General features: G+C 40.6%; 23 protein-coding genes. 4 read left to right on the forward strand and 19 right to left on the reverse strand.

Annotated features, from left to right (window positions below):
• Positions 1 to 150 precede the first annotated feature (150 nt).
• The 16 genes from QS39_RS09160 to QS39_RS09245 all read right to left on the reverse strand — a co-directional run bounded on the left by QS39_RS09160 (position 151) and on the right by QS39_RS09245 (position 14899).
• Positions 151 to 966, reverse strand: a complete 816-nt coding sequence (locus tag QS39_RS09160) for an endonuclease/exonuclease/phosphatase family protein (protein ID WP_077805319.1) — start codon at positions 964 to 966, stop codon at positions 151 to 153.
• A gap of 51 nt (positions 967 to 1017) precedes the next feature.
• The gene (locus tag QS39_RS09165; RefSeq protein WP_077805320.1) at positions 1018 to 3198 is read right to left on the reverse strand and encodes a PTS transporter subunit IIBC; all 2181 of its coding nucleotides are present in this window, start codon (positions 3196 to 3198) and stop codon (positions 1018 to 1020) included.
• Positions 3199 to 3381: 183 nt separating this feature from the next.
• Complete coding sequence (ftsX, locus tag QS39_RS09170; protein ID WP_077805321.1) at positions 3382 to 4308, reverse strand: permease-like cell division protein FtsX; 927 nt, start codon at positions 4306 to 4308, stop codon at positions 3382 to 3384.
• Positions 4301 to 4993 (reverse strand): cell division ATP-binding protein FtsE, encoded by a 693-nt coding sequence (ftsE, locus tag QS39_RS09175; protein ID WP_000022265.1) that lies wholly within the window; start codon positions 4991 to 4993, stop codon positions 4301 to 4303. Before ftsE ends, ftsX begins: the two co-directional genes overlap by 8 nt.
• Positions 4994 to 5010: 17 nt before the next feature.
• Positions 5011 to 6106 (reverse strand): peptide chain release factor 2 gene (prfB, locus tag QS39_RS09180; protein ID WP_100069222.1). Its coding sequence is split into 2 segments (ribosomal slippage): positions 5011 to 6033 and positions 6035 to 6106, totalling 1095 coding nucleotides; the frame shifts between segments, so codons are not numbered across the junction.
• 131 nt (positions 6107 to 6237) lie between these two features.
• On the reverse strand, positions 6238 to 6894 hold the full coding sequence (locus QS39_RS09190) for a CBS domain-containing protein (protein ID WP_061423988.1): 657 nt from the start codon (positions 6892 to 6894) through the stop codon (positions 6238 to 6240).
• 361 nt (positions 6895 to 7255) lie between these two features.
• Positions 7256 to 7966: an ABC transporter ATP-binding protein gene (locus QS39_RS09195; protein WP_000062200.1), complete on the reverse strand. Its 711-nt coding sequence runs from the start codon at positions 7964 to 7966 to the stop codon at positions 7256 to 7258.
• Positions 7966 to 8730 (reverse strand): ABC transporter ATP-binding protein, encoded by a 765-nt coding sequence (locus tag QS39_RS09200; protein ID WP_077805322.1) that lies wholly within the window; start codon positions 8728 to 8730, stop codon positions 7966 to 7968. The genes QS39_RS09195 and QS39_RS09200 overlap by 1 nt, the downstream gene beginning before the upstream one ends.
• Positions 8730 to 9686 carry a branched-chain amino acid ABC transporter permease gene (locus tag QS39_RS09205; protein ID WP_000662290.1) on the reverse strand — a complete coding sequence of 319 codons (957 nt, stop codon included), beginning with the start codon at positions 9684 to 9686 and terminating at the stop codon, positions 8730 to 8732. Before QS39_RS09205 ends, QS39_RS09200 begins: the two co-directional genes overlap by 1 nt.
• 3 nt (positions 9687 to 9689) lie before the next feature.
• Positions 9690 to 10559: a branched-chain amino acid ABC transporter permease gene (locus QS39_RS09210; RefSeq protein ID WP_000941421.1), complete on the reverse strand. Its 870-nt coding sequence runs from the start codon at positions 10557 to 10559 to the stop codon at positions 9690 to 9692.
• Between the two features lie 221 nt (positions 10560 to 10780).
• A complete protein-coding gene (locus QS39_RS09215; protein WP_000726119.1) occupies positions 10781 to 11941 on the reverse strand; it encodes an ABC transporter substrate-binding protein in 1161 nt (386 codons plus the stop codon).
• A 67-nt stretch (positions 11942 to 12008) separates the two neighbouring features.
• Positions 12009 to 12296, reverse strand: a complete 288-nt coding sequence (locus tag QS39_RS09220) for a YlbG family protein (protein WP_000462125.1) — start codon at positions 12294 to 12296, stop codon at positions 12009 to 12011.
• A 78-nt stretch (positions 12297 to 12374) separates the two neighbouring features.
• On the reverse strand, positions 12375 to 12965 hold the full coding sequence (clpP, locus tag QS39_RS09230; protein WP_000613475.1) for an ATP-dependent Clp protease proteolytic subunit ClpP: 591 nt from the start codon (positions 12963 to 12965) through the stop codon (positions 12375 to 12377).
• 172 nt (positions 12966 to 13137) lie between these two features.
• The gene (gene upp / locus QS39_RS09235) at positions 13138 to 13767 is read right to left on the reverse strand and encodes a uracil phosphoribosyltransferase (protein WP_000515974.1); all 630 of its coding nucleotides are present in this window, start codon (positions 13765 to 13767) and stop codon (positions 13138 to 13140) included.
• 88 nt (positions 13768 to 13855) lie between these two features.
• Entirely contained in the window at positions 13856 to 14323 is a 468-nt protein-coding gene (locus QS39_RS09240) for a deoxycytidylate deaminase (protein ID WP_000136973.1), read from the reverse strand.
• Positions 14324 to 14341: 18 nt separating this feature from the next.
• A complete protein-coding gene (locus tag QS39_RS09245; protein ID WP_000004136.1) occupies positions 14342 to 14899 on the reverse strand; it encodes a TetR/AcrR family transcriptional regulator in 558 nt (185 codons plus the stop codon).
• A 124-nt stretch (positions 14900 to 15023) separates the two neighbouring features.
• Between QS39_RS09245 and QS39_RS09250 the strand changes: the two genes are divergently transcribed.
• From QS39_RS09250 to QS39_RS09260, 3 genes are read left to right on the forward strand one after another with little or no spacing between them, the layout of a single operon-like run.
• On the forward strand, positions 15024 to 15869 hold the full coding sequence (locus QS39_RS09250; protein ID WP_077805323.1) for a DegV family protein: 846 nt from the start codon (positions 15024 to 15026) through the stop codon (positions 15867 to 15869).
• A 57-nt stretch (positions 15870 to 15926) separates the two neighbouring features.
• A complete protein-coding gene (gene aao, locus QS39_RS09255) occupies positions 15927 to 17099 on the forward strand; it encodes an aminoacetone oxidase (RefSeq protein ID WP_077805324.1) in 1173 nt (390 codons plus the stop codon).
• A gap of 48 nt (positions 17100 to 17147) precedes the next feature.
• Positions 17148 to 17669: a DUF1697 domain-containing protein gene (locus QS39_RS09260; protein ID WP_077805325.1), complete on the forward strand. Its 522-nt coding sequence runs from the start codon at positions 17148 to 17150 to the stop codon at positions 17667 to 17669.
• A gap of 41 nt (positions 17670 to 17710) precedes the next feature.
• On the opposite strand, the gene QS39_RS09265 is transcribed toward QS39_RS09260, so the two are convergent.
• Positions 17711 to 18451 (reverse strand): MerR family transcriptional regulator, encoded by a 741-nt coding sequence (locus QS39_RS09265; RefSeq protein WP_077805326.1) that lies wholly within the window; start codon positions 18449 to 18451, stop codon positions 17711 to 17713.
• 348 nt (positions 18452 to 18799) lie between these two features.
• Between QS39_RS09265 and QS39_RS09275 the strand changes: the two genes are divergently transcribed.
• Positions 18800 to 20140, forward strand: coding sequence for a sodium-dependent transporter (locus tag QS39_RS09275; RefSeq protein ID WP_077805327.1), 1341 nt, complete (start codon positions 18800 to 18802; stop codon positions 20138 to 20140).
• A gap of 41 nt (positions 20141 to 20181) precedes the next feature.
• On the opposite strand, the gene manA is transcribed toward QS39_RS09275, so the two are convergent.
• Together manA and QS39_RS09285 are read right to left on the reverse strand one after the other, a co-directional pair.
• Positions 20182 to 21126, reverse strand: coding sequence for a mannose-6-phosphate isomerase, class I (gene manA, locus QS39_RS09280; RefSeq protein ID WP_077805328.1), 945 nt, complete (start codon positions 21124 to 21126; stop codon positions 20182 to 20184).
• Positions 21127 to 21246: 120 nt separating this feature from the next.
• On the reverse strand, positions 21247 to 22680 hold the full coding sequence (locus QS39_RS09285) for a 6-phospho-beta-glucosidase (RefSeq protein ID WP_077805329.1): 1434 nt from the start codon (positions 22678 to 22680) through the stop codon (positions 21247 to 21249).
• Between the last annotated feature and the right edge of the window lie 59 nt (positions 22681 to 22739).

Here is a 22739-nt window from a genome sequence, read left to right on the forward strand (position 1 = left end):
AAGAAAAAGGCTAGAATTTTATAATTCCAACCTCTTTTCATACTCAATGAAAATCAAAGAGCAAACTAGGAAACTAGCCGCAGGCTGTACTTGAGTACGGCAAGGCGACGTTGACGTGGTTTGAATTTGATTTTCGAAGAGTATTAGTTATTATTTCCAGTTTAAAATAGCACTCAAGCCATAGTGATCACTCACTTGTGGACTCTTGTTACCATCAAACACGACATGTAAATTTTCCACCGCTAACTCTTTGGTAGTAAAGACATAATCGATTCGAAGGGGTTCAGTGTTCCCTTTCCAGCCATCAATTTCTGGTGGAACGGTATAGCTACCGCTTTTCTCTTGAGAAACTTCAAAAGCGTCTTGTAAGCCTAATGGACTAGCTAAAATAGCTTGGTAGCCTTCCTGTCCAGCCGGATTGTTGAAATCTCCAGCTAGCAAAAGCGGCTTGTTCAATTCTTTCAAGACAGCCTCAAATCGTGCCCATTCTTCTTGGAAACCTTTATCCCACCAAGAAAGGTGGACACTTGCAACTGCAAGCTCCTTACCATCAACTACAGTTTCAGCCACGGCAACACGACGAGTATGATAGTCTGTTGGATCATCCACATCTGAAACCAAAATTTCTCTGGCTTCAATAGGTGTTTTAGACAAGATAGTCACACCTTCGTGGTAGCGATCATAACCGATATGGTTATAGGCCCAAGTCCAGTAGTAATTTTTCCCTTGCTCAGACAACTTTTCAACCAAGAGTCTAACATAGTGGTCTTGATGAATAGGCTCAGCTGCTGGCAAAGCTTGATAAAAGTCATTAACCTCCACCTCTGGCGAAGTGATCTCCTGATTGATTTCTTGGAAACAAATCAAATCATAGTCTTTTTCAAGAATATCCTCAAGCAAAATCTGGAATTTTTCCTCTGCTTCTTTCTCCATCCAACTATGAGTATTGAGTGTTAAAAATTTCATTCTTTTCTCCCAAAATAAGAGGTTGGAATACAGCTTCCAACCTCAAGTATATTACAATTCTACTTTAGCAACTGCTGTTTTAGCTGCAAGAGAACCTGTTTTTTCTAATTTAACTGATTTAATTGCATCACCATTTGTGAAGACAACTACTGTTGAAGTTTCACGTCCTGCTGCACGGATAGCATCCAAGTCAGCTGTGACAAGAAGATCTCCTGCTGCAACTTTTTGTCCTTCAGCAACATGAACTGTAAATGGTTTACCTTCAAGACTTACTGTGTCCAAACCAATGTGAACCAATACTTCAAGACCTGGTTCAGTCACAATACCAAGAGCATGTTTTGTTGGGAAGATGCTTGATACAGTACCTGAAACTGGAGATACAATGTTTCCATTTGCAGGTTCTACTGCAAATCCATCACCCATCATTTTTTGAGCAAATACTGGATCTTTTACTTGTTCCAAAGCAACAACTTGACCGTCTGCTACTGAGTAAACTTCCTCAGTAAGACCTTTGAAGTGAACAGTGTTTTGTTGTGCTTCAGTCATTTGGCTTGGAAGAGTTTCAGGAATGATTTCACCTGAATCAAGGATATCTTGGATATCAGATTTCAATACGTCAGCTTTTGGTCCGTAGATAGCTTGAACCCCTTGTCCTTTCATGACAAGACCCATAGCTCCTTCTGCTTTCCATTGCTCTGCATTTCCTACTTTATCTGCATCTTTAACAGTAACACGAAGGCGAGTCATACATGCGTCAACATCAACGATGTTTGCACGTCCACCAAGAAGGTTAATAATGTTTACAGCTTGAGAACCTGCTGCAACTTTCACTTCGCTGCTAGATTCTTCTGAACCTTCAGCAGTTTCGTAGTTTCCGTTACGCCCTGGAGTTGCGTAGTTGAATTTTTGAATCATGAAGTTTGCGATAAAGTACATGATTACAGCAAAGAGAACAGTTACCCAAATGAAGTTAATGATATCCATACCGATACCAGCACTGATTGCAATAGGTGTACGAGTCAAGAACTCGATTGAACCGAATGAGTGCATACGTAGGTTTACAACGTCAGCCATAGCGAAGGCCGCACCTTGAACAAGTGAGTAAACAAGATACATAGGTGTTGCGACGAACATGAACATGTATTCGATTGGTTCAGTAACCCCTGTCAAGAATGTTGCAAGAGCTGTTGCAATCATCATACCTTTGTATTTATGTTTCTTGTCAGCATCAACATTACGGTAGATAGCCACAACTACACCCATCAAGATACCGAATGAACCGATCATTTGTCCAACTTTGAAACGAGCTGGATGTACTGTATCTAACAAGTGTTGGTATTGACTAGCATCAGTACCTTTAAGGTTTACAAGGTCTGTTACCCACGCAAGCCAAAGTGGATCTTGACCAAATACTTGACTACCTTTAGCTGCACCAGTTAAGACATCATAAGTACCACCAAGAGCTGTGTAGTTCATTGGGATAGTCAACATGTGGTGAAGACCAAATGGCAAGAGCAAACGTTCCAATGTACCATACAAGAATGGTGCAAGGATTGGAGCAGTTTCTTGTGAGTTGGCAATCCAGATACCAAAGCTATTGATACCTGTTTGAACTACTGGCCAGAAAGCAGCAAGTACAATTGCAGCAATTATTGAACGAAGAATAACTACAAACGGTACAAAACGTTTTCCGTTAAAGAATGAAAGTGCATCAGGAAGCTTACGGAAGTTATAGTATTTATTGTAAGCAGTTGCTCCAATAAAACCAGAAATAATCCCTACGAACACACCCATGTTAAGTGCTGGGGCTTCCATAACACTAATGAAGTAATCAGCAACTTTGATTTGCCCACCCAATAGTGTTGAAACCATAGCATCTGGATTTTTCAACATATCGCCTGATACACCAAAGATTGTACCAGTGATACGGTTAATCAAGATGAAGGCAAGACCAGCGGCGAAAGCACCACCAGCACGTTCTTTAGCCCAGCTTCCTCCAATAGCGAGGGCGAACAAGATATGAAGGTTAACGATAACTCCCCAACCGATTTGCTCTAGTACACCACCAGTAATAACGAGTGGTGCAAAGGTTGGGTTAATCATCACGATAGACTTACCGATTGAAATCATCAAACCAGCAGCCGGCATAACCGCGATAACCACCATCAAAGCCTTACCGAATTTTTGCCAAAATTCGAAAGACAAGACATTTTTGAATGTATCTTTCATCATTCAAATCTCCTTTATTTTTATTTAGGCAAACGTTTTACGAAAACGTTTGCACCTTTTATGATTTAATTATACCACTTTAATTTTTTTTGTAAAGGCTTTTACAAAAAAAATTACACTTTTTTCTAAAATTTTTGTAGCAAAAAAGGAGATCATTTAATCTCCTCATAAAAGTAGCTAGTTTACCTAAATCTTCAAGAATCTGCGCATAGAAATTCCTGATCCCAGTGAACCAATGAAAATTCCAATCACAAATAATAGGGCAATCATCAGAGGAGTAAATACCTCTGGCGCAATCATAGAAAGATTTTGACCTACCAACGACTTATTGACAGATTGGTAAACCATTCGATAAACAATAAAGACCAATACTGATGGTGCAGTTGCTCCAAGCAAACCAATGAAGGCACCTTCAAGTAAGAAAGGTCCACGGATATAACTGTTCTTAGCACCAACCAAGCGCATGATTTGAATTTCGCGACTGCGAGAAATAATGGTAATACGAATGGTATTTGAAATCAAGAAAACTGCAATGAAAATCAAAAGTCCTGCAATAACTAATCCCCAAACACGAATAAATGATGCTAGTTGGAATAGGCGTTCTGTATTGGCACCACCATCCTGAACCTCAGACACACCTTCAATTTTTTTAGCATCTTCAGCTACAGTTTTTACATCACTTGGCGTATTGGTATCTACTATATAAGCATCATAGAGGGGGTTGGCATCTCCTTCAAAAATTTTCCAGTTATCACCCATTGTCTCGGTTAATTTGTCATATTGTTCTTCTTTACTTGAAAAAGTAACACTCTTAACAGTAGACATCCCCTTCAAAGCATTGTATACCTTGTGGTAGTCATTATTTGTAACAGTTTGACCTTCTTTTTCAATAGTCTCGCTATTATCAGCTACATCCTTGCGAATATAAACCATCACTCGAACATTATTTTCAATATCTGTAGCTAGTTTCGCTGTATTGAAAATAACAGAAGCAAATATGGCAACTAAGGTCAAAGTAATCATGACTGAGCTGACAGCAGCCACTGTCATCCAACCATTTCGTTTCAAACTTTTTAGTGATTCAAATAAATGGCGAAAAAATCTACTAATCATCGTATCCATACTCTCCTTTTGATTCGTCACGAACGACACGGCCATTTTCAATGGCAATGACACGGTGGCGCAAGGTATTTACAATCTGGCTATTATGAGTCGCCATTAAAATAGTTGTCCCTTGTAGGTTAATCCGTTCCAAGAGATTCATAATTTCCCATGAATTATCCGGGTCCAGGTTTCCTGTTGGTTCATCGGCTATCAATACTTTGGGATTATTTACAATGGCACGTGCAATCGCAATCCGCTGTTGCTCTCCACCTGAGAGCTCATTTGGGAAAGAACGAACCTTGTGCTTCAATCCAACCAAGTCTAAAACTTCCATCACACGTTTTTTGATATTACGGCGATTTTCCCCGATTACTTCCATAGCGTAAGCAATATTTTCATAGACCGTTTTCTTTGGCAAGAGTTTATAATCCTGGAAGACAACCCCAACACTACGACGTAGAAGCGGGACGTCTTTCTTTTTGATCTTAACCAGATTAAAACCAGCAACTGATAGGCTTCCTTTATCGATTTTTACTTCACGATATAGAGAACGAATGAAGGTTGACTTCCCTGCTCCTGAAGGTCCTACAATGTAAGCAAATTCTCCCGGTTGAACGCTGACCGAAACACCGCGTAGGGCAGTCGTTCCGTTGTCGTATTTTTTGACGACATCTCTCATTTCAATGATTGACATGTGAGTTCCTTTCTATCTTAGCTGATTCGCCACTTGAGATAAGCATCGATAAAACCATCTAGGTCTCCATCCATAACCTTATCTACCTGCGCAACTTCAAAGCTAGTTCGATGATCTTTTACCATAGTATAAGGCGTGAAGACATAAGAACGGATTTGGCTTCCCCATGTGATTTCTTTTTTCTCACCCTTGAGGGAATCTACCTCCGCAGCTTTCTTTTCTTGCTCCATTTGATAGAGCTTAGCCTGCAACATCTTCATAGCTCGATCTCTATTTCCATACTGGGTACGATCCACTGTTGATTGGACAACAATTCCAGTTGGAATGTGGGTTAAACGTACACCTGTTGAAACCTTGTTGACGTTTTGTCCACCGGCACCACCTGAACGGAAGGTATCCATCTTGATGTCATCTTCCCGGATTTCCACTTCAATGGTATCGTCCAACTCAGGCATCACTTCTACAGATGTGAAAGAGGTATGGCGACGTTTGGCAGAGTCGAATGGTGAAATTCGCACCAAACGGTGCACACCCATTTCTGACTTGAGAAGACCATAGGCATTAGGTCCTTCAAATGATAAGGTTACTGACTTGATACCAGCTTCATCTCCTGCTTGGTAATCCAATACTTCTACTTTAAAGCCTTTAGCATTACCATAACGAGTATACATACGAAGCAGCATATCACCCCAGTCCTGTGCCTCAGTACCACCGGATCCTGGATGGATTTCCAAAATCGCATTATTATGGTCATAAGGTTCTGACAAGAGCAAGGTCATCTCGTAACTGGTCATCATCTTATCAAGTTCTGATAACTGCTCAACCAATTCTTCATGCACCGACTCATCTTCAGCTAAAAAGTCTAATAAAATTTCGACTTCATCCTGTAACTCTTCCATTTTGTGGAAGGTGTTGTAGGTGTTTTTTAATTCATTTAATTCTTGCGACGTTTTTTGGGCCGCGATATTATCGTTCCAAAAATCAGGTTCTGTCATCTTATTTTCCAAGATGGCAATCTCTTCCTCTAGACCTTCTAGGTCAAAGAGACCCCCTGAAAGAAGCTAATTTTTCACGATTTGCGTCAATTTTCTGACGAATTACTGAAATGTCCATAAATACTCCTTTTTTACATCATTTCATTATAGCATATTTTATCATTTCTTTCCATCTTTTGCTCTAATACCCTTTTCATGAAAAAAGAACCGTAAAAAAGAACGTAAAAAGAAGCCTTTCGGCTTCCCTTCTTACAAGACTTTTGCTGAAGTACGAGTAATTTCTTCTACTTGAATATTCTCTGATTCAAATTTTTCTTTCAAAGCTGGTAAATCAATTGATCCTTCGATTTGAACTTCGATAATCACCTTACCATCCTTACGCGGAATATTTACTGTATGAGAGATATTCAAATTTTCTTCTGCAATCAAAGAAACAATCTTTCCGAGGACACCGACTTCATCTTCTGTAACAAAGCGCACACGAATTCCTTCTTCACCATAACCAGCAATTTCAAGAAAGGCTTGGAAAACGTCACGATCCGTAATAACCCCATAGACTTGATGGTTATCTACTACAGGAAGAATACCAATCTTATTTTTCAACATCAGATAAGTTGCATCTTCTAGACTCGCATAGCCTGAAACAGTCACAACATCGCGAATCATGACATCTTTCACTTTTGTCTTATTTAAAAGATAATTCATCTCATAGATAGAAAGACTGGTTGCTTTTGATGGACTAGCTTGGGCAATGGTTCCCTCAGTTACCAAACCAACCAATTGATCATTTTCGATAACAGGCAAGCGGTGCAACCCTTGCTCTCTCATCAAATCTGCTGCATGAGATACTGTTGTATCTGGACTAATATAAACTACCTTGCGGGTCATAAAATCTTTAACTGCCATGAGACTTCTCCTTTTCTATTCTTATCCCTATTATACAATCTTTTTGTAAATCTATCAAACGCTTACATTTCTTTTTCAAAATTCAGAAAAGTATGAATAAGCTAGCAAAAAGAGCTCTAAAATCGAGCTCTGTGAATGAAGGTAAGAAACGTTTCATTCGATTTTTTCAATTATTAGAAATTCATCTTTCAGTGTAGATGAGAATTGCTTCGCAATCTTCATCTGCCGACTAAAAAGGTCCCCCGGACTATAATGATGATTACTGCGTAATCTTTATCTGCAACCTAAACTAGTCTCCCAGACTATGCGATGATTGCTTCGCAATCTTCATCCGCCGACTAAAAAGGTCCCCCGGACCTTTTTAGCCACCTAGATATGCTTTTCTGACTTCTTCTGATGAGGCGAGTTCTTTTCCTGTTCCTGATAGGACGATTTTCCCTGTTTCCAATACATAACCTCGGTCAGAGATTGCGAGTGCTTTATTGGCATTTTGTTCAATCAAGAGGACAGTTGTTCCTTGCTTCTGGATATCTTGAATGATATCAAAAATCTCTTGGATAAAGATTGGTGCAAGTCCCATTGATGGTTCATCTAAAAGAAGAAGTTTTGGTGTTGACATAAGAGCACGTCCCATGGCAAGCATTTGTTGTTCCCCCCCTGAAAGAGTAGCTGCATCTTGGTTCTTCCGTTCTTCAAGACGTGGGAAGCGTGAAAAGACCTTCTTCAAATTAGCTTGATTTTCTTCACGATTTTTCTTTAAGAAAGCTCCCATTTCAAGATTTTCCATAACAGTCAATCCAGGGAAGACGTGGCGTCCTTCTGGAACTTGCGAAAGACCACCTGCCACGATTTTCTGAGCCGGCATTTTTTGGATTTCTTGACCTAAAAATTCAATCTTTCCTGAACTCGGTCTAACCAAACCAGACAAGGTACGGAGAATGGTTGTCTTACCTGCACCATTGGCACCGATAAGGGAAACTACTTCTCCTTCATTAACTTCAAAGCTTACATCACGGACTGCTTGGATCATACCGTAATGCACAGAAAGATTATCAACTTTTAACATAGACATTAGGCTTCACCTCCTAGATAAGCTTCGATAACGCGTTTATTGGTCTTAATTTCGTCTGGAGTTCCCTGAGCAATCAAACGACCGTATTCAAGTACGTAGATACGTTCTGTTACTTCCATGACCAGATTCATATCGTGTTCAATCAGCATGATCGTAATCTTAAATTCATCTTTGATACGACGAATTAACTCAGTCAATTCGGCTGTTTCCTGTGGGTTCATACCTGCTGCTGGTTCATCTAAAAAGAGAATTTTAGGTTCCGTAGCGAGGGCACGAACAATTTCCAAACGACGTTGTTGTCCGTAGGCAAGATTTTTAGCAAGCGTTTCTGCATCACCATCTAAATCAAAGATTTTAAGCAATTCCAAAGCCTTAGCCTTTAATTCTTTTTCACTCCTGTAAAAAGCTGGTAAGCGCAAAAAACTAGCAAAAACATGTTGTTTGTGATGGTTGCCAAAAGCAATCAAAACATTATCCAAAACTGTTAAATCTTTAAAGAGACGGATATTTTGGAATGTACGTCCAAGTCCCAAAGAGGCAATCTTATAAGGTGACTTCCCATTCAAAAGGTGACCATCTAGGGTTACTGTTCCCTCGCTTGGTTCATAAACACCGGTCAAAAGGTTGAAAAGAGTGGTTTTCCCAGCTCCGTTTGGACCAATTAGTCCAACCAATTCCCCTTCGTTCAATTCAAGAGTCACATCTCCAACAGCTGTTAGACCGCCAAAATGTTTGGTTAGCTGTTTTACTTCAAGTAATGCCATTAGTTTTGTTCCTCCTTCTTAGATTTTTTAAAGAAACGTGATAGGCTCAATTCCCATGTTCCAAGGAGTCCACCTGGTCTGAAAATCATTACCAATACCAAGGCCAAAGCGTAAATAATCATACGCACACTAGCAACATCTTGGAGAAGCATATTCAAAATTCCCAAAACAATAGCTGAAACAATGGCACCTGTAATGGAACCAAGTCCACCAAATACAACAATAATCAAAACGTTGATTGAGTTGATGAAAGTGTAATCTTTCGGTACAACAGACCCGATAAATCCAGCCTGAAGTGACCCTGCAATACTTGCAGTAATAGCACCAAAGACAAAGGCGATGATTTTAATTTTAGTCGTATTAACCCCAACTGACTCAGCAGCGATTTCATCCTCACGAACGGATAGGGTTGAACGACCAATTGGACTACGCAAGAAGTTCAAGGTTGCAATGGTTGTAATCACGACAAAGAAGTAAACCATTTGCCAAGTTGTAAAGTTAGGAATTCCTAAGATACCTGCTGCACCATTTGTAAGGCTTCCACCATTGATGATAAAGATACGGATAATTTCAGAAACACCTAGAGTCGCTACCGCAAGATAGTCCCCCTTCAAACGCAAGGTTGGAATGCCGACAAGCAAGGCAACCGCTCCTGAAAGCAAAGCTCCTACCAGCATAGCTCCAAAGAAGGCACCGTAGGTTGGTGATTTAGAACCAATAATAGCTGCTGCATAGGCACCAATCGCCATGAAACCAGCATGACCAAGTGAAAATTGTCCTGAAAAACCAACGATTAAGTTAAGACCAACAGCCAGAATAATATTAATTCCGATTTGTTGTAAAATCTGTACATAGAATAGATTGAGTACTCCGACTGAAACCAGTACACTAATCAAGCCATAGCCAGCTAACAAAAGGAGTAACCATAGAATATTAACTTTTAAATTTTCTTTCATCGCTTACACCTTCTCTTTCACATTTTTACCAAGGATACCAGCTGGGCGGACAATCAAGATCAACAACAAGATTCCATAAACAATGGCATCACGGAAGTCTGACATCCCAAAGGCTGTCGCAAAGGTTTCCAATAGACCAATCACAAAACCACCAAGAGCCGCACCAGGAATAATTCCGATACCACCAAGTACTGCGGCAACGAAAGACTTAAGACCTGGAGTAACCCCCATCAAAGGCTCAAGAGAGTTATAATAGAGGGCAATCAGAACACCAGCCGCACCCGCAAGAGCAGAACCCAAAGCGAAGGTAAAGCTGATAGTACGGTTTACATTGATCCCCATCAATTGTGCCGCATCGCTATCTACGGATACCGCACGCATGGCTTTCCCCATCTTAGTCTTTTGGACAATGACTTGTAACAAAATCATCAAAATCAAGGAAATGGCCAAAATCATTAACTGCACATTTGTTAAGCTAATTGGTCCCAAATCATAGCGAACTGTTTGAATTGCTTGAGGGAAGGCACGAGTATTGGCACCAACCAGATAGACCATGCCATACTCCAATAAGAAAGAAACCCCAATAGCCGTAATCAAAACAGCAATACGAGTAGAGTGGCGCAAAGGTCGGTAAGCAAGGAACTCAATCACGACACCAAGAATGGCTGTCGCTAGCATGGCTACAATAAGCGCTACAAAGAAATTCATTTGGAAAGAATTGATCAAGAAATAACCGATAAAGGCTCCCATCATATAAATATCACCGTGGGCGAAGTTGATGAGCTTGATAATTCCGTAAACCATGGTATATCCTAGGGCTAACAGCGCATAAACACTACCTAGAATCAAACCATTTACTAGTTGTTGGAGCATAAGATTCACTCTTTCTATTTATAATTTCGAGGATTTTTCCTCAATTTTTGATAGGTTCTTATACTCAATGAAAATCAAAGAGCAAACTAGGAAACTAGCCGCAGGCTGTACTTGAGTACGACAAGGCGACGTTGACGCAGTTTGAAGAGATTTTCAAAGAGTATTAAACATCGAAACAGGGAGTGAGTCAGAGGCTCATTCCCTATTTCAACATTTTTCTATTATGGTTTTACAACTTCTGCTGCTTCAACCTTACCATTGTTCATGGTCATCATGTAAGCAGTTTTGACTGTGTTGTGGTCTGCATCGAAGCTTGTTTGACCAGTTACACCTTCAAAGTCTTTTGTTTTAGCAAGGTTATCCTTGATTTCACCAGAGTTTTTAGCACCTTTTGCTGCGTTTGCTACAAGGTGAACTGAGTCATAAGCCAAGGCTGCAAATGTTGAAGGCTCTTCATTGTACTTAGCACGGTATGCGTCAAGGAAGGCTTTTGCTTTAGCCGAAACTTCTACAGTAGTTGAGAAGCCTGAGATAAAGTAAATGTTTGATGCTTTTTCAGCAGTTGCTTGTTGTACAAACTCTTCACCGTTGAATCCATCACCACCAACGATTGGTTTGTCAATTCCCATACCACGCGCTTGGTTTACAATTTTACCAGCTTCAGTGTAGTAACCTGGGACGATGATAGCATCAAAGTCTTTCCCTTTCATTTTTGTAAGGGCTGCTTGGAAGTCTGTGTCACCTGCTACGAAAGTTTCATCTGCAACGATTTCACCTTTGTAAGCTTCACGGAAGGCTTTGGCAATACCTTTAGCATAGTCGCTGGCATTGTCAGTGTAAAGAACAACTTTCTTAGCTTGCAATTTTTCAGAAACATAGTTTGAGATAATTTTTCCTTGGAAGCTATCTTGGAAAGTTCCGATAAAGAGGTAATCTTGACCTTTAGTCAATCCATCTTGCGTCGCACTTGGTGAGATCAATGGAACACCTGCTTTTGTAGCGTTTGCTACCGCAGCTGCAGTTGCACCAGATGTCGCAGGTCCTACGATTGCTGATACTTTAGATTGGGTTACAAGGTTAGTTGTTACTGAAGCCGCCTCAGCTGTTTCAGACTTGTTATCTTTATCAACTACTTCGATTTGTTTTCCATCGATACCACCTGCTGCATTGATTTCATCAACGGCAAGTTGGGCACCTTTTTGTTCAGATGTACCGTAGGCTGCTACAGCACCAGTTTCCTCGAAGTTAAATCCGATTTTGATTGTCTTTTCCTCTACTGAGTTACCAGCAGCGTTTGACGCTCCAGACTTCACTTCTCCACAGGCTGCAAGAAGTGCTACACTTGCAAGCGCCACAAACGATAGGGCAAATTTTTTCTTCATCTTTTTTTGTCTCCTTATTTCTTAAATAAATAGCATGTTAAGAATATACCGAATTATCAGAAAATTGTCAACACTTTTCTTGAACTTTTTCGATGATAACGTTTTCCTCTCGATGAAGATTGCCCACAAAGGGTGTTTCCAGCTCTTGGATATGACAAACTCTGACTTTTTTGATAAACTTTTCCTTGCTCAAGCGCCCGACCAATTGCTCCACTTCTTGAGTTGGAACATAAAGCTGTAAGTAACGATGTTTCTTGGAATGATAGGTAATATCTCCATAATCCTGCAGTTTTTTGGCATCACGATTATAGTAAAGATAGATAATCAAGCCAGATCGATTGACTTTTTCAAACATGATAAATCCTCTTTCTAAGAAATCTCTCCCTATTATACCAAAAAAAGCAAACCCAGTCGAGTTTGCCTCCTTTGATTATTAGTTCAATGAATTGTTGGCCATGATTTCATCAATAAAGCCATATTCAAGTGTTTCTTGAGCACTCATCCAGTTATCGCGTTCTGCATCTGCATGGACTTTTTCGATTGACTGACCTGAATTTTCAGCCAAGATTTTTTCCAAGGTATTACGAGTTTTAAGTAAGTGTTCTGCAGCGATCGCCATATCAGTTTGTTGGGTACCACCACCTGTACCACCCATCGGTTGGTGGATCATGTATTCAGCATTTGGAAGCATGAAACGTTTGCCTTTTGCTCCACTTGATGCGATGACCGTCCCCATAGATGCAGCCATTCCCATAACAATGGTTTGGACATCTGCCTTAATAAAGTTCATGGTATCAACGATTGCCAAACCAGCTGAAACGGAACCACCAGGTGTATTGACATAAAGGTAAATATCTTTTGTACTATCTTGGGCATCCAAGAAAAGCAATTGGGCAATAACAGAGTTGGCCATGTTGTCTTCAACTGGACCAGTCAGCATAATGATGCGGTCTTTGAGAAGACGTGAGTAAATATCGTAGGAACGTTCTCCACGGCTTGTTTGTTCAATAACTACAGGAATCATTTATTTCTCCTTTTGAGTTTTATTTTTGTTGGTCAAATGACTGAAGATAAGACTATTATAATATCTAGGTCAAAAAAGGTCAAATTTTTGCTCTGTTTTCATTAGACAGAAACAAAAATTCAACCTCCTTTCGTGACTGGAAATCCTTTTCCAAGTCAATCTCTTTTTAATTTTATTTTGTACCGAACAAGCGGTCTCCAGCATCTCCAAGACCTGGAACGATATAACCGTGTTCGTTCAAACGTTCATCCAAGGCTGCTGTAAAGATTTCTACATCTGGATGAGCTTCTTGAAGGGCTTTTACACCTTCTGGAGCAGATACAAGGCAGACAAATTTGATATTTGATGCGCCACGTTTTTTAAGAGAATCAACAGCCAAGATTGCTGAGCCACCTGTTGCCAACATTGGGTCTACTACAAAAATTTGACGTTGGTCAATATCTTCAGGCAATTTCACCAAGTACTCAACTGGTTGAAGCGTTTCTTCATCACGGTACATACCGATGTGACCAACCTTAGCAGCTGGAACCAAGCTCAAGAGTCCATCAACCATTCCGATACCTGCACGCAAGATTGGAACGATGGCCAATTTCTTACCTGCCAATTGTTTTTGAACTGTTTTTGTGATTGGTGTTTCGATTTCCACATCTTCTAGTGGAAGATCACGAAGTACTTCATACCCCATCAACATTGCAATCTCATCTACTAGCTCACGAAAAGCTTTTGTAGAAGTATCTGTACGACGCAAGATTGACAATTTGTGTTGAATCAGTGGATGATTAATAACTTCAATTTTTCCCATTTTTGGAATTCCTTCTTTCAATTTATTCTTCTTATTATACCAAAAAACGGTTTAAAAATCTTTCTAAACCATTTATTTTTGATAATTTTTACATTAAATCCGCCTCTTTAAGAGCTGCCTGTACTGTCTCAAGTGGTAAATGGGTTAATTCTGTTCCCTTTTCTTGATAAAGGTATTGGGCGTAGTCATCCATTCGGTACTGGTTGATATAAACCACACGCTTACAACCGACCTGAAGCAATTGTTTGGTACAGTTCAGACAAGGAAAGTGGGTCACATAGGCTGTAAAGCCTTTAGGAACACCACGTTCTGCACCTTGAAGGATAGCATTGACCTCAGCGTGAAGGGTGCGAACACAGTGTCCTTCAATGACTAGACATTCGTGGTCAATACAATGCTCGGTTCCTGACACTGAACCATTGTAACCAGTTGAAATTACCTTATTATCCTTAACCAGAATAGCACCCACTTTGGCACGTTTACAAGTGGAACGATTGGCAATTAGTAGAGCTTGGGCTGCAAAATACTCATCCCATGCTAGTCTTTTTTCAGTCATATGTCTTCTCCTTTTTCTCTATTTTTTAAAAAATGGTAACCGTAAATCCGCAATCTTTTCAGCTGGTACCTTCATGCCATCCTTGATCCATTTTAGAAGGACTGAGACGATGGCTGAACTCCAGAAGGAATGAAGATAAGAGCTGACACCTTTTGATTTTCCATGGTATTTTTCTAAAAATTCCTGCATGGCTTGGACAAAGATTTTTTCCAGATGGTAATCTAAGGCCAGTTGAATCACTCTGGCTTCCTTTCTTGCTTCTCGGAAAAGGTGAACCCAGACCAGATAAAGGTCTGTCTTTAAATCATAATGATGCAACTGTTCCATAATATTGTGGACAGTTCGTTTAAAGACACTTTCTAAAATCTCCTCTTTGGAATCATAATTGCGATAAAAGGCCGCACGAGAAACGCCTGCACGTTTGACCAATTCAGAAATACTAATCTTGGTCAAGTCCTTTTTTTCCAAGAGTTGCAAGAGAGCTGTTTCGATGGCTTCTCTGGTTAATAAATTGGATTCTTGGTTTGATTTTCTGAGATTTTCAAGAGACTTTTCAGAGATTCTACGTTCAGACATAACATTTTCTTTCTACTTGTCACAACAGACTGATGAGGCTTTTGTTTCAAGGGCTTTCATGATATAATTGTAAAAAAAGACAGAACCTTTGTCAATGTATAACTGGCAAAGATGGAGAATTTCTATGACTTGGAAGATTATTGCTGACTCTGGTTGTGATTATCGTCAGCTAGCAACACCAGCTATTGATACGACCTTTGTGAGTGTTCCCTTAACCATCCAAGTAGCTGATCAGGTCTTTGTTGATGATGCTAGTCTTAACATTGATAAAATGATGGAAACCATGTATGCAACCGCAGAAGCTTCAAAATCAGCTTGTCCAAGTCCAGATGACTATTTGCGAGCATTTGAAGGAGCCAAAAACATTTTCCTAGTAACCATCACAGGTACTCTCTCTGGCAGTCACAATAGTGCTCAACTAGCAAAGAATATTTATCTGGAAGAACATCCTGACACTAAGATTCATGTAATTGATAGTTTGTCTGCTGGTGGAGAAGTTGACTTGCTCGTAGAAAAATTGAATGACTTGATTGACCAGGGCTTATCTTTTGAAGAAGTGGTTGAAGCTATCACAGCTTATCAAGAAAAAACCAAGTTACTTTTTGTCCTAGCTAAAGTCGATAACTTGGTGAAAAACGGCCGTTTGAGCAAGCTTATCGGTACGGTCGTTGGCCTTCTCAATATCCGTATGGTTGGGGAAGCTAGTGAAACTGGAACCCTCGAATTGCTACAAAAAGCAAGAGGAACAAAGAAATCGATTCAGGCAGCCTATGAAGAGTTGATAAAAGCTGGATATGCTGGTGGTCGTATTGTCATGGCCCAACGCAATAACGAGAAATGTTGCCAACAGCTTTCAGACCGAATCCGTGAAAATTTCCCACAGGCGGATATTAAAATTCTCCCAACATCTGGTCTCTGCAGTTTCTATGCAGAAGATGGTGGTTTGCTGATGGGATATGAAATTGATTAATTGCATTCTTGACAAGAGGTGACTTCATCTCTTGTTTTTTTGTGGTACAATAGAGCTATGAAACATTTTGATACTATTGTCATCGGTGGAGGTCCTGCTGGCATGATGGCTACGATTTCCAGTAGCTTTTATGGACAGAAAACCCTCCTCATCGAAAAAAATCGGAAACTTGGAAAAAAATTAGGTGGGACTGGTGGAGGACGTTGCAATGTAACCAACAATGGTAGTTTGGACGACCTGCTAGCTGGCATCCCTGGAAATGGGCGCTTTCTCTACAGTGTCTTCTCCCAATTTGATAACCATGATATCATTAACTTTTTTACAGAAAATGGGGTTAAACTTAAGGTCGAAGACCACGGCCGCGTCTTTCCTGCTAGTGACAAGTCTCGTACCATTATCGAGGCCTTGGAAAAGAAAATCACTGAGCTAGGTGGCCAAGTTGCTACTCAAACCGAAATTGTTTCGGTTAAAAAGGTAGAAAATCAGTTTGTCCTTAAGTCCGCAGGCCAAAGATTCACTTGTGAGAAACTTATTGTCACAACTGGTGGGAAATCCTATCCTTCTACTGGTTCTACTGGTTTTGGCCACGAGATTGCCCGTCATTTCAAACATACCATTACCGAGCTTGAGGCTGCTGAAAGTCCTTTATTGACAGATTTCCCACACAAGGTCTTGCAGGGTATTTCGCTGGACGATGTGACCCTAAGTTATGGTAAGCATGTCATCACTCATGATTTACTCTTTACCCACTTTGGTTTGTCAGGCCCTGCTGCTCTGCGTATGTCAAGTTTTGTCAAAGGGGGGGAGGTTCTCTCACTGGATGTTTTGCCTCAACTTTCTGAGAAGGACTTAGCTACATTTCTAGAAGAAAATCGGGAAAAATCTCTAAAAAATGCCTTAAAAACTTTGCTTCCAGAACGCTTGGCAGAATTTTTTGTACAAGGCTATCCAGAAAAAGTCAAACAGTTGACTGAAAAAGAACGAGAACAACTTGTCCAGTCCATTAAAGGACTTAAAATTCCTGTAACTGGAAAAATGTCCCTTGCCAAGTCCTTTGTTACCAAGGGTGGAGTCAGTCTCAAGGAAATCAATCCTAAAACCCTGGAAAGCAAACTGGTTCCTGGGCTCCACTTTGCTGGCGAGGTCATGGATATTAACGCCCACACAGGTGGCTTTAACATCACTTCTGCCCTCTGCACCGGCTGGGTGGCGGGATCAAATCCAATCTAAATCTAAATTATTCAATGGCTAAATCAGCCCCAAAAGAAAGGAAGTCCTTTGGAACATATTATCTTGTTAAGGGGAGTTACTCCTAATGGAAAAAATGCTATCCCTAAAATGTCTTATCTAGTAGATATCTTGACAGAAGCTGGTTTTCAACAAGTTCGAACCTATATTCAAAGTGGAAATATTATTCTTGAAAGTAACTTAGCTCTCGAAGAAATACGAGAACAGGTTCATACTCTAATAAAGGAAAAGATTGGAGCCGATCTCAAAATAATCATTAAGAATAAGGATGATTTTGAAAACATTGTCCAAGAAAACCCGTTTGGAGAACACTATCTTTATGACCGTATACACGTGATTTTTTATCAAGAATCTATTCAAAGTCTCCCTTTAGAAAAATTGAAAATTGATTACGGTGAAGAAGAAATTTGTATCGGTAACCACTGCCTTTACCTCTATCTCCCTAGAACTGCTAAACAAAAGAAACTCCATACCAACTATCTTGAAAAGCTTTTTAATGTAGATTTGACAATGCGAAAACTAAATGTAGTAGAAAAATTATTAAGCAAGTAGTGCTTGAATTTAGTAAAAATCGGAAGATCACTCCTCCGATTTTATTTTGTCTGAGTTTGGACATAGTGGGCAATGACATCTGATGTATACTGGGCTGTTCCAGTTCCAAATTTGTCAATGTTTTCCTTAAATTCTGGATTGTAGACGTAGCCTTTACCGATATGACCGAATACCTCAATAGAGCAGTCGAATCCATAAGTACGGATGGCTTGCAAGAGTTTAGCAGCTTCTTCTTGGTTTTCTGTTGCTGTTACAGGTATACCAGCTTGAAGATTTTGTGCCAAAGCTTGAAAAACTTGGTTGAAGGCAGCCGTAGCCTCATCTTCGTGACCTTTCTGGCGCTCCAGCGCTTGATCCATGACTTCTTGTCCATATTTCTCTACCGCCTCGTGGTGGTATTTTTGATGGTCTTGGTAGTTAAATCCAGCAAATTTCTCTTGAATGCTCATTTCTCTTTCTCCTTTTTGTTCTTGAATGGTTTTTTGCAAAGTTGAAATCAAGGTATCCAGATGTTCCCTTTCTCGAGTCAAATAGTCCAACTGTCTGGTCAAATGAGGCAATAAATCTGTCCTTTCTTCCCTTAACAGCTCTGCTATTTTTTCTAAAGAAAAACCTAGATATTTGTAATAAAGAATAACCTGAAGTCGATCTAAATCCTCCTGACTGTAGGTTCGATAGCCGTTTTCCGACTTTAAAGGAACCAAAAGTCCTATCTTGTCGTAGTGGTGCAGGGTCTTGACAGAGACACCTGAAAGCTGCGCAGCTTCTTTTATATGGTACATGATTTCCTCCTTATACTCAATGAAAATCAAAGAGCAAACTAGGAAGCTAGCCGCAGGTTGCTCAAAGCACAGCTTTGAGGTTGCAGATAAAACTGACGTGGTTTGAAGAGATTTTCGAAGAGTATTACATTGATAGTATAACCCCTCCCCTTAGGTCAGAGTCAAGCGTTTTTGCGAAATTTTTTACTTTATCATAACATGAAAATGGTTTTCTTGACAGACCTTAGAAAACATGATAGGATAGTCAAGTCTATCAATCAAAAGAAACGCTCATCTTGAGTACTGATGAGGCTATTTGCCAAGGGCAGTAGCTTTTTCTTTTGTAATACTAATTTTAGGAGTTTAACTATGTCTGAAAAATCGCAATGGGGTTCTAAACTGGGCTTTATCCTAGCATCTGCTGGTTCAGCCATCGGACTTGGTGCCGTTTGGAAATTCCCCTACATGACTGCTGCTAACGGTGGAGGAGGCTTTTTACTGGTCTTTCTCGTTTCCACTATTTTAATCGGTTTCCCCCTCTTGCTTGCTGAATTCGCCCTCGGCCGAAGCGCTGGTGTCTCAGCAATCAAAACCTTTGGAAAACTGGGCAAGAATAGCAAGTACAACTTTATCGGTTGGATTGGTGCCTTTGCCCTCTTTATCCTCTTATCTTTCTACAGTGTTATTGGAGGATGGATTTTAGTCTATCTAGGTATTGAGTTTGGGAAATTGTTCCAGCTTGGTGGAACGGGTGATTATGCTCAGTTATTTACTTCAATCATTTCAAATCCAGTCATTGCCCTAGGAGCTCAAGCAGCCTTTATCCTATTGAATATCTTTATTGTATCACGTGGGGTTCAAAAAGGGATTGAAAGAGCTTCTAAGGTCATGATGCCCTTGCTCTTTATCATCTTTGTTGTCATCATTGGGCGCTCTCTCAGTTTGCCAAATGCCATGGAAGGCGTTCTCTACTTCCTCAAACCAGACTTTTCAAAACTGACCAGTGCTGGTCTCCTCTATGCTCTGGGACAATCTTTCTTTGCCCTCTCACTAGGGGTTACAGCCATGCTGACCTATGCTTCTTATTTGGATAAGAAAACCAATCTGGTCCAGTCAGGAATTTCTATTGTAGCCATGAACATCTCGGTATCCATAATGGCGGGTCTAGCTATTTTCCCAGCCATGTCAGCCTTCAATATCCAATCTGAAGGGGGACCGAGCCTACTCTTTATCGTCTTGCCTCAACTCTTTGACAAGATGCCTTTTGGAACCATTTTCTACATCCTCTTCCTCTTGCTCTTCCTCTTTGCGACAGTCACTTCTTCTGTCGTGATGCTGGAAATCAATGTAGGCAATATCACCAATCAGGACAACAGTAAGCGTGCTAAGTGGAGCGTTATTTTAGGAATTTTGACCTTTGTCTTTGGAATTCCTTCAGCCCTTTCTTACGGTGTTATGGCAGATGTTCACATTTTTGGGAAGACCTTCTTTGACGCTATGGACTTCTTGGTTTCCAATCTCCTCATGCCATTTGGAGCCCTCTGCCTTTCACTCTTTACTGGCTACATCTTTAAGAAGGCACTTGCTATGGAGGAACTGCATCTTGATGAAAGAGCATGGAAACAGGGACTGTTCCAAGTCTGGCTCTTCCTTCTTCGTTTCGTCATTCCAATCATCATCATCGTGGTCTTTATCGCCCAATTTATGTAAATAAAAAGGACTTGAGTAGTGAACTCAGGCCCTTTCTTTTTTTATGGATGGCTAACAATCAATTCCAAACCTTGCCCTTCCAGAGTCCAAGCTTCAACATCACTTGGTAGGATAAAGTGGCTACCTTTTTGAATTGGATAGTTGTTCCCATCGACAGTCAGTTGACCTTGACCAGCTAAGACACTAAACAAGCTGTAATCAGCTGTCTTCTCAAAATCAACTTTTCCATCAATTTCCCACTTGTAAACTGCAAAGAAATCATTGGATACAAGGAGAGTTGAGCATAAATCATCAGCTTTGACAGTTACAGGACGGCTATTTGCAGGCTCACCAATGTTCAAGACATCAATAGATTTTTCAAGGTGAAGTTCACGCAAGTTGCCCTTGTCGTCCTTGCGGTCAAAGTCATAGACACGGTAGGTGGTGTCGCTAGACTGTTGGGTTTCAAGAATTAAGATGCCCGCACCAATAGCATGCATAGTGCCACTTGGTACATAGAAGAAATCTCCAGCCTTAACAGGGACTTTGGTCAACAAATCATCCCAGTTCTTATCCTCTATTTGCTGACGGAGTTCTTCTTTTGACTTGGCATTGTGACCGTAGATAATCTCTGAACCTTCATCCGCAGCGATGATGTACCAGCATTCTGTTTTTCCAAGTTCGCCTTCATGCTCGAGTCCGTAAGCATCGTCTGGATGAACTTGAACACTGAGCCAGTCGTTGGCATCGAGGATTTTGGTCAAAAGCGGAAATACAGGTTCTGGACGATTGCCAAACAATTCACGGTGTTCTGCATACAAAGTAGCTAGGTCTGTTCCCTCAAAACGACCATTGGCAATTTTAGAGACTCCATTTGGATGGGCTGAGATGACCCAATATTCTCCGATTTTTTCACTTGGGATGTCGTATCCAAACTCATCACGTAGCTTGGTACCACCCCAAATTTTTTCTTGCATAACTGATTGTAAAAATAATGGTTCTGACATCATATTCTCCTGTCTGATTTTTCTCCCCTCATTATAGCAAAAAAAGAGTTCCAGTTGAACTCTTTTTCACATCTTATAAAGTAGGGAGAAGATTTTATAAAAATAGTAAAGAAATGTGCTCTACTCAATGCTTGCACCATTGCCGGTAATGACATCCTTGTACCAGTAGAAGGACTTCTTCTTGCTACGTTTGAGAGTCCCATTTCCTGCATTATCTCGATCCACATAGATAAAGCCATAGCGCTTATTCATTTCGCCTGTTCCAGCTGAAACCAGATCGATACATCCCCAAGTCGTATAACCAAGCAAGTCAACTCCATCTTGGTAAATGGCATCTCGCATAGCCTTGATATGAGCCTCTAAGTAAGCAATCCGATAGTCATCTGCTACATAACCATTCTCATCCGGTGTATCCATAGCACCTAGTCCATTTTCTACGATGAACATGGGCTTTTGGTAACGATCCCAGATGGCATTGAGGGTAATACGAAGACCAAGTGGGTCAATCTGCCATCCCCATTCTGAGGATTCAAGATAAGGATTTTTGATAGAGGCAAAAACATTTCCAGCTGTTAATTCTTTAACTTCTGGATCACCTGAGGCTACTCGACTTGCATAGTAAGAGAAGGAAACAAAGTCAACAGTATTGTTCTTCAACAAGTCCAGATCCTCTGCTGTCATTTGAATCTCAATCCCCTCACGCTCCCACTGCTTCTTAGCGTAGTTTGGGTATTCCCCACGCACTTGAACATCAATGAAGAAGTAACTCTTACGATCTTCCTCCATGGCTGCCCAGTAGTCTCTCGCTGTGTTAGGATAGTATTGCCCTGCTGCCAACATACATCCGACCTTGTTTTCTGGATCAATTTCGTGGGCAATTTTCGTCGCAAGGGCTGAAGCCACCAACTCATGGTGGGCCGCTTGGTATTTAACCTGTTCTTGATTTTCTCCTTCTTCAAAACAGATCCCAGCTCCCATAAAGGGGGCATGGAGAATCATGTTGATTTCGTTAAAGGTAAGCCAATATTTGACCAAACCCTTATAGCGGGTAAAAAGCGTGCGACAAAGTTTTTCATGGAAGTCTAACATCTGACGATTGCGCCAACCACCGTATTTTTCAATCAAGTGCATAGGACAGTCAAAATGCGTGATAGTCACCAGAGGTTGGATTCCATACTTGTGACATTCCTTAAACAAATCCTCATAAAAGGCTAGACCAGCTTCATTTGGCTCGGTTTCGTCACCCTTAGGAAAAATCCGAGTCCAAGCAATGGAAAGCCGATAAGTCTTAAAACCCATCTCTGCAAAAAGAGCAATATCTTCCTTGTAATGATGGTACATATCAATGGCTTCTTTTGCTGGGTAAAAATAGCCCTCCTCAAACGAAAACATCTTTTTCTGACCTGTGATAATGGCTTCACGGTCTGGACCGATGGGGACGACATCCACGTTGGCCAACCCACGACCGTCTAAATTATAAGCACCTTCACATTGATTAGCTGCCGTAGCACCACCCCAGAGGAAACCATCAGGAAATTGTAGTATTTCTGTCATCACTTTACCTCACTTGACTTGATAGTCCTATTATACTAAAAAGAGGACAAAAAGTTTGG

Source organism: Streptococcus mitis (assembly GCF_002005545.1).
GTDB classification, from domain to species: Bacteria; Bacillota; Bacilli; order Lactobacillales; family Streptococcaceae; genus Streptococcus; species Streptococcus mitis_I.

Coding starts and splice junctions, on each gene's coding strand:
- QS39_RS09215 (WP_000726119.1), bottom strand. CDS start 11,941: ATGAAGAAAAAATTTGCCCTATCGTTTGTGGCGCTTGCAAGTGTAGCA.
- ftsE (WP_000022265.1), bottom strand. CDS start 4,993: ATGTCAATCATTGAAATGAGAGATGTCGTCAAAAAATACGACAACGGA.
- aao (WP_077805324.1), top strand. CDS start 15,927: ATGAAACATTTTGATACTATTGTCATCGGTGGAGGTCCTGCTGGCATG.
- QS39_RS09220 (WP_000462125.1), bottom strand. CDS start 12,296: ATGTTTGAAAAAGTCAATCGATCTGGCTTGATTATCTATCTTTACTAT.
- QS39_RS09195 (WP_000062200.1), bottom strand. CDS start 7,966: ATGTCTATGTTAAAAGTTGATAATCTTTCTGTGCATTACGGTATGATC.
- QS39_RS09190 (WP_061423988.1), bottom strand. CDS start 6,894: ATGGCAGTTAAAGATTTTATGACCCGCAAGGTAGTTTATATTAGTCCA.
- clpP (WP_000613475.1), bottom strand. CDS start 12,965: ATGATTCCTGTAGTTATTGAACAAACAAGCCGTGGAGAACGTTCCTAC.
- upp (WP_000515974.1), bottom strand. CDS start 13,767: ATGGGAAAAATTGAAGTTATTAATCATCCACTGATTCAACACAAATTG.
- QS39_RS09265 (WP_077805326.1), bottom strand. CDS start 18,451: ATGTACCATATAAAAGAAGCTGCGCAGCTTTCAGGTGTCTCTGTCAAG.
- manA (WP_077805328.1), bottom strand. CDS start 21,126: ATGTCAGAACCATTATTTTTACAATCAGTTATGCAAGAAAAAATTTGG.
- QS39_RS09160 (WP_077805319.1), bottom strand. CDS start 966: ATGAAATTTTTAACACTCAATACTCATAGTTGGATGGAGAAAGAAGCA.
- QS39_RS09210 (WP_000941421.1), bottom strand. CDS start 10,559: ATGCTCCAACAACTAGTAAATGGTTTGATTCTAGGTAGTGTTTATGCG.
- QS39_RS09250 (WP_077805323.1), top strand. CDS start 15,024: ATGACTTGGAAGATTATTGCTGACTCTGGTTGTGATTATCGTCAGCTA.
- QS39_RS09275 (WP_077805327.1), top strand. CDS start 18,800: ATGTCTGAAAAATCGCAATGGGGTTCTAAACTGGGCTTTATCCTAGCA.
- QS39_RS09240 (WP_000136973.1), bottom strand. CDS start 14,323: ATGACTGAAAAAAGACTAGCATGGGATGAGTATTTTGCAGCCCAAGCT.
- ftsX (WP_077805321.1), bottom strand. CDS start 4,308: ATGATTAGTAGATTTTTTCGCCATTTATTTGAATCACTAAAAAGTTTG.
- QS39_RS09200 (WP_077805322.1), bottom strand. CDS start 8,730: ATGGCATTACTTGAAGTAAAACAGCTAACCAAACATTTTGGCGGTCTA.
- QS39_RS09245 (WP_000004136.1), bottom strand. CDS start 14,899: ATGTCTGAACGTAGAATCTCTGAAAAGTCTCTTGAAAATCTCAGAAAA.
- QS39_RS09205 (WP_000662290.1), bottom strand. CDS start 9,686: ATGAAAGAAAATTTAAAAGTTAATATTCTATGGTTACTCCTTTTGTTA.
- QS39_RS09165 (WP_077805320.1), bottom strand. CDS start 3,198: ATGATGAAAGATACATTCAAAAATGTCTTGTCTTTCGAATTTTGGCAA.
- QS39_RS09285 (WP_077805329.1), bottom strand. CDS start 22,680: ATGACAGAAATACTACAATTTCCTGATGGTTTCCTCTGGGGTGGTGCT.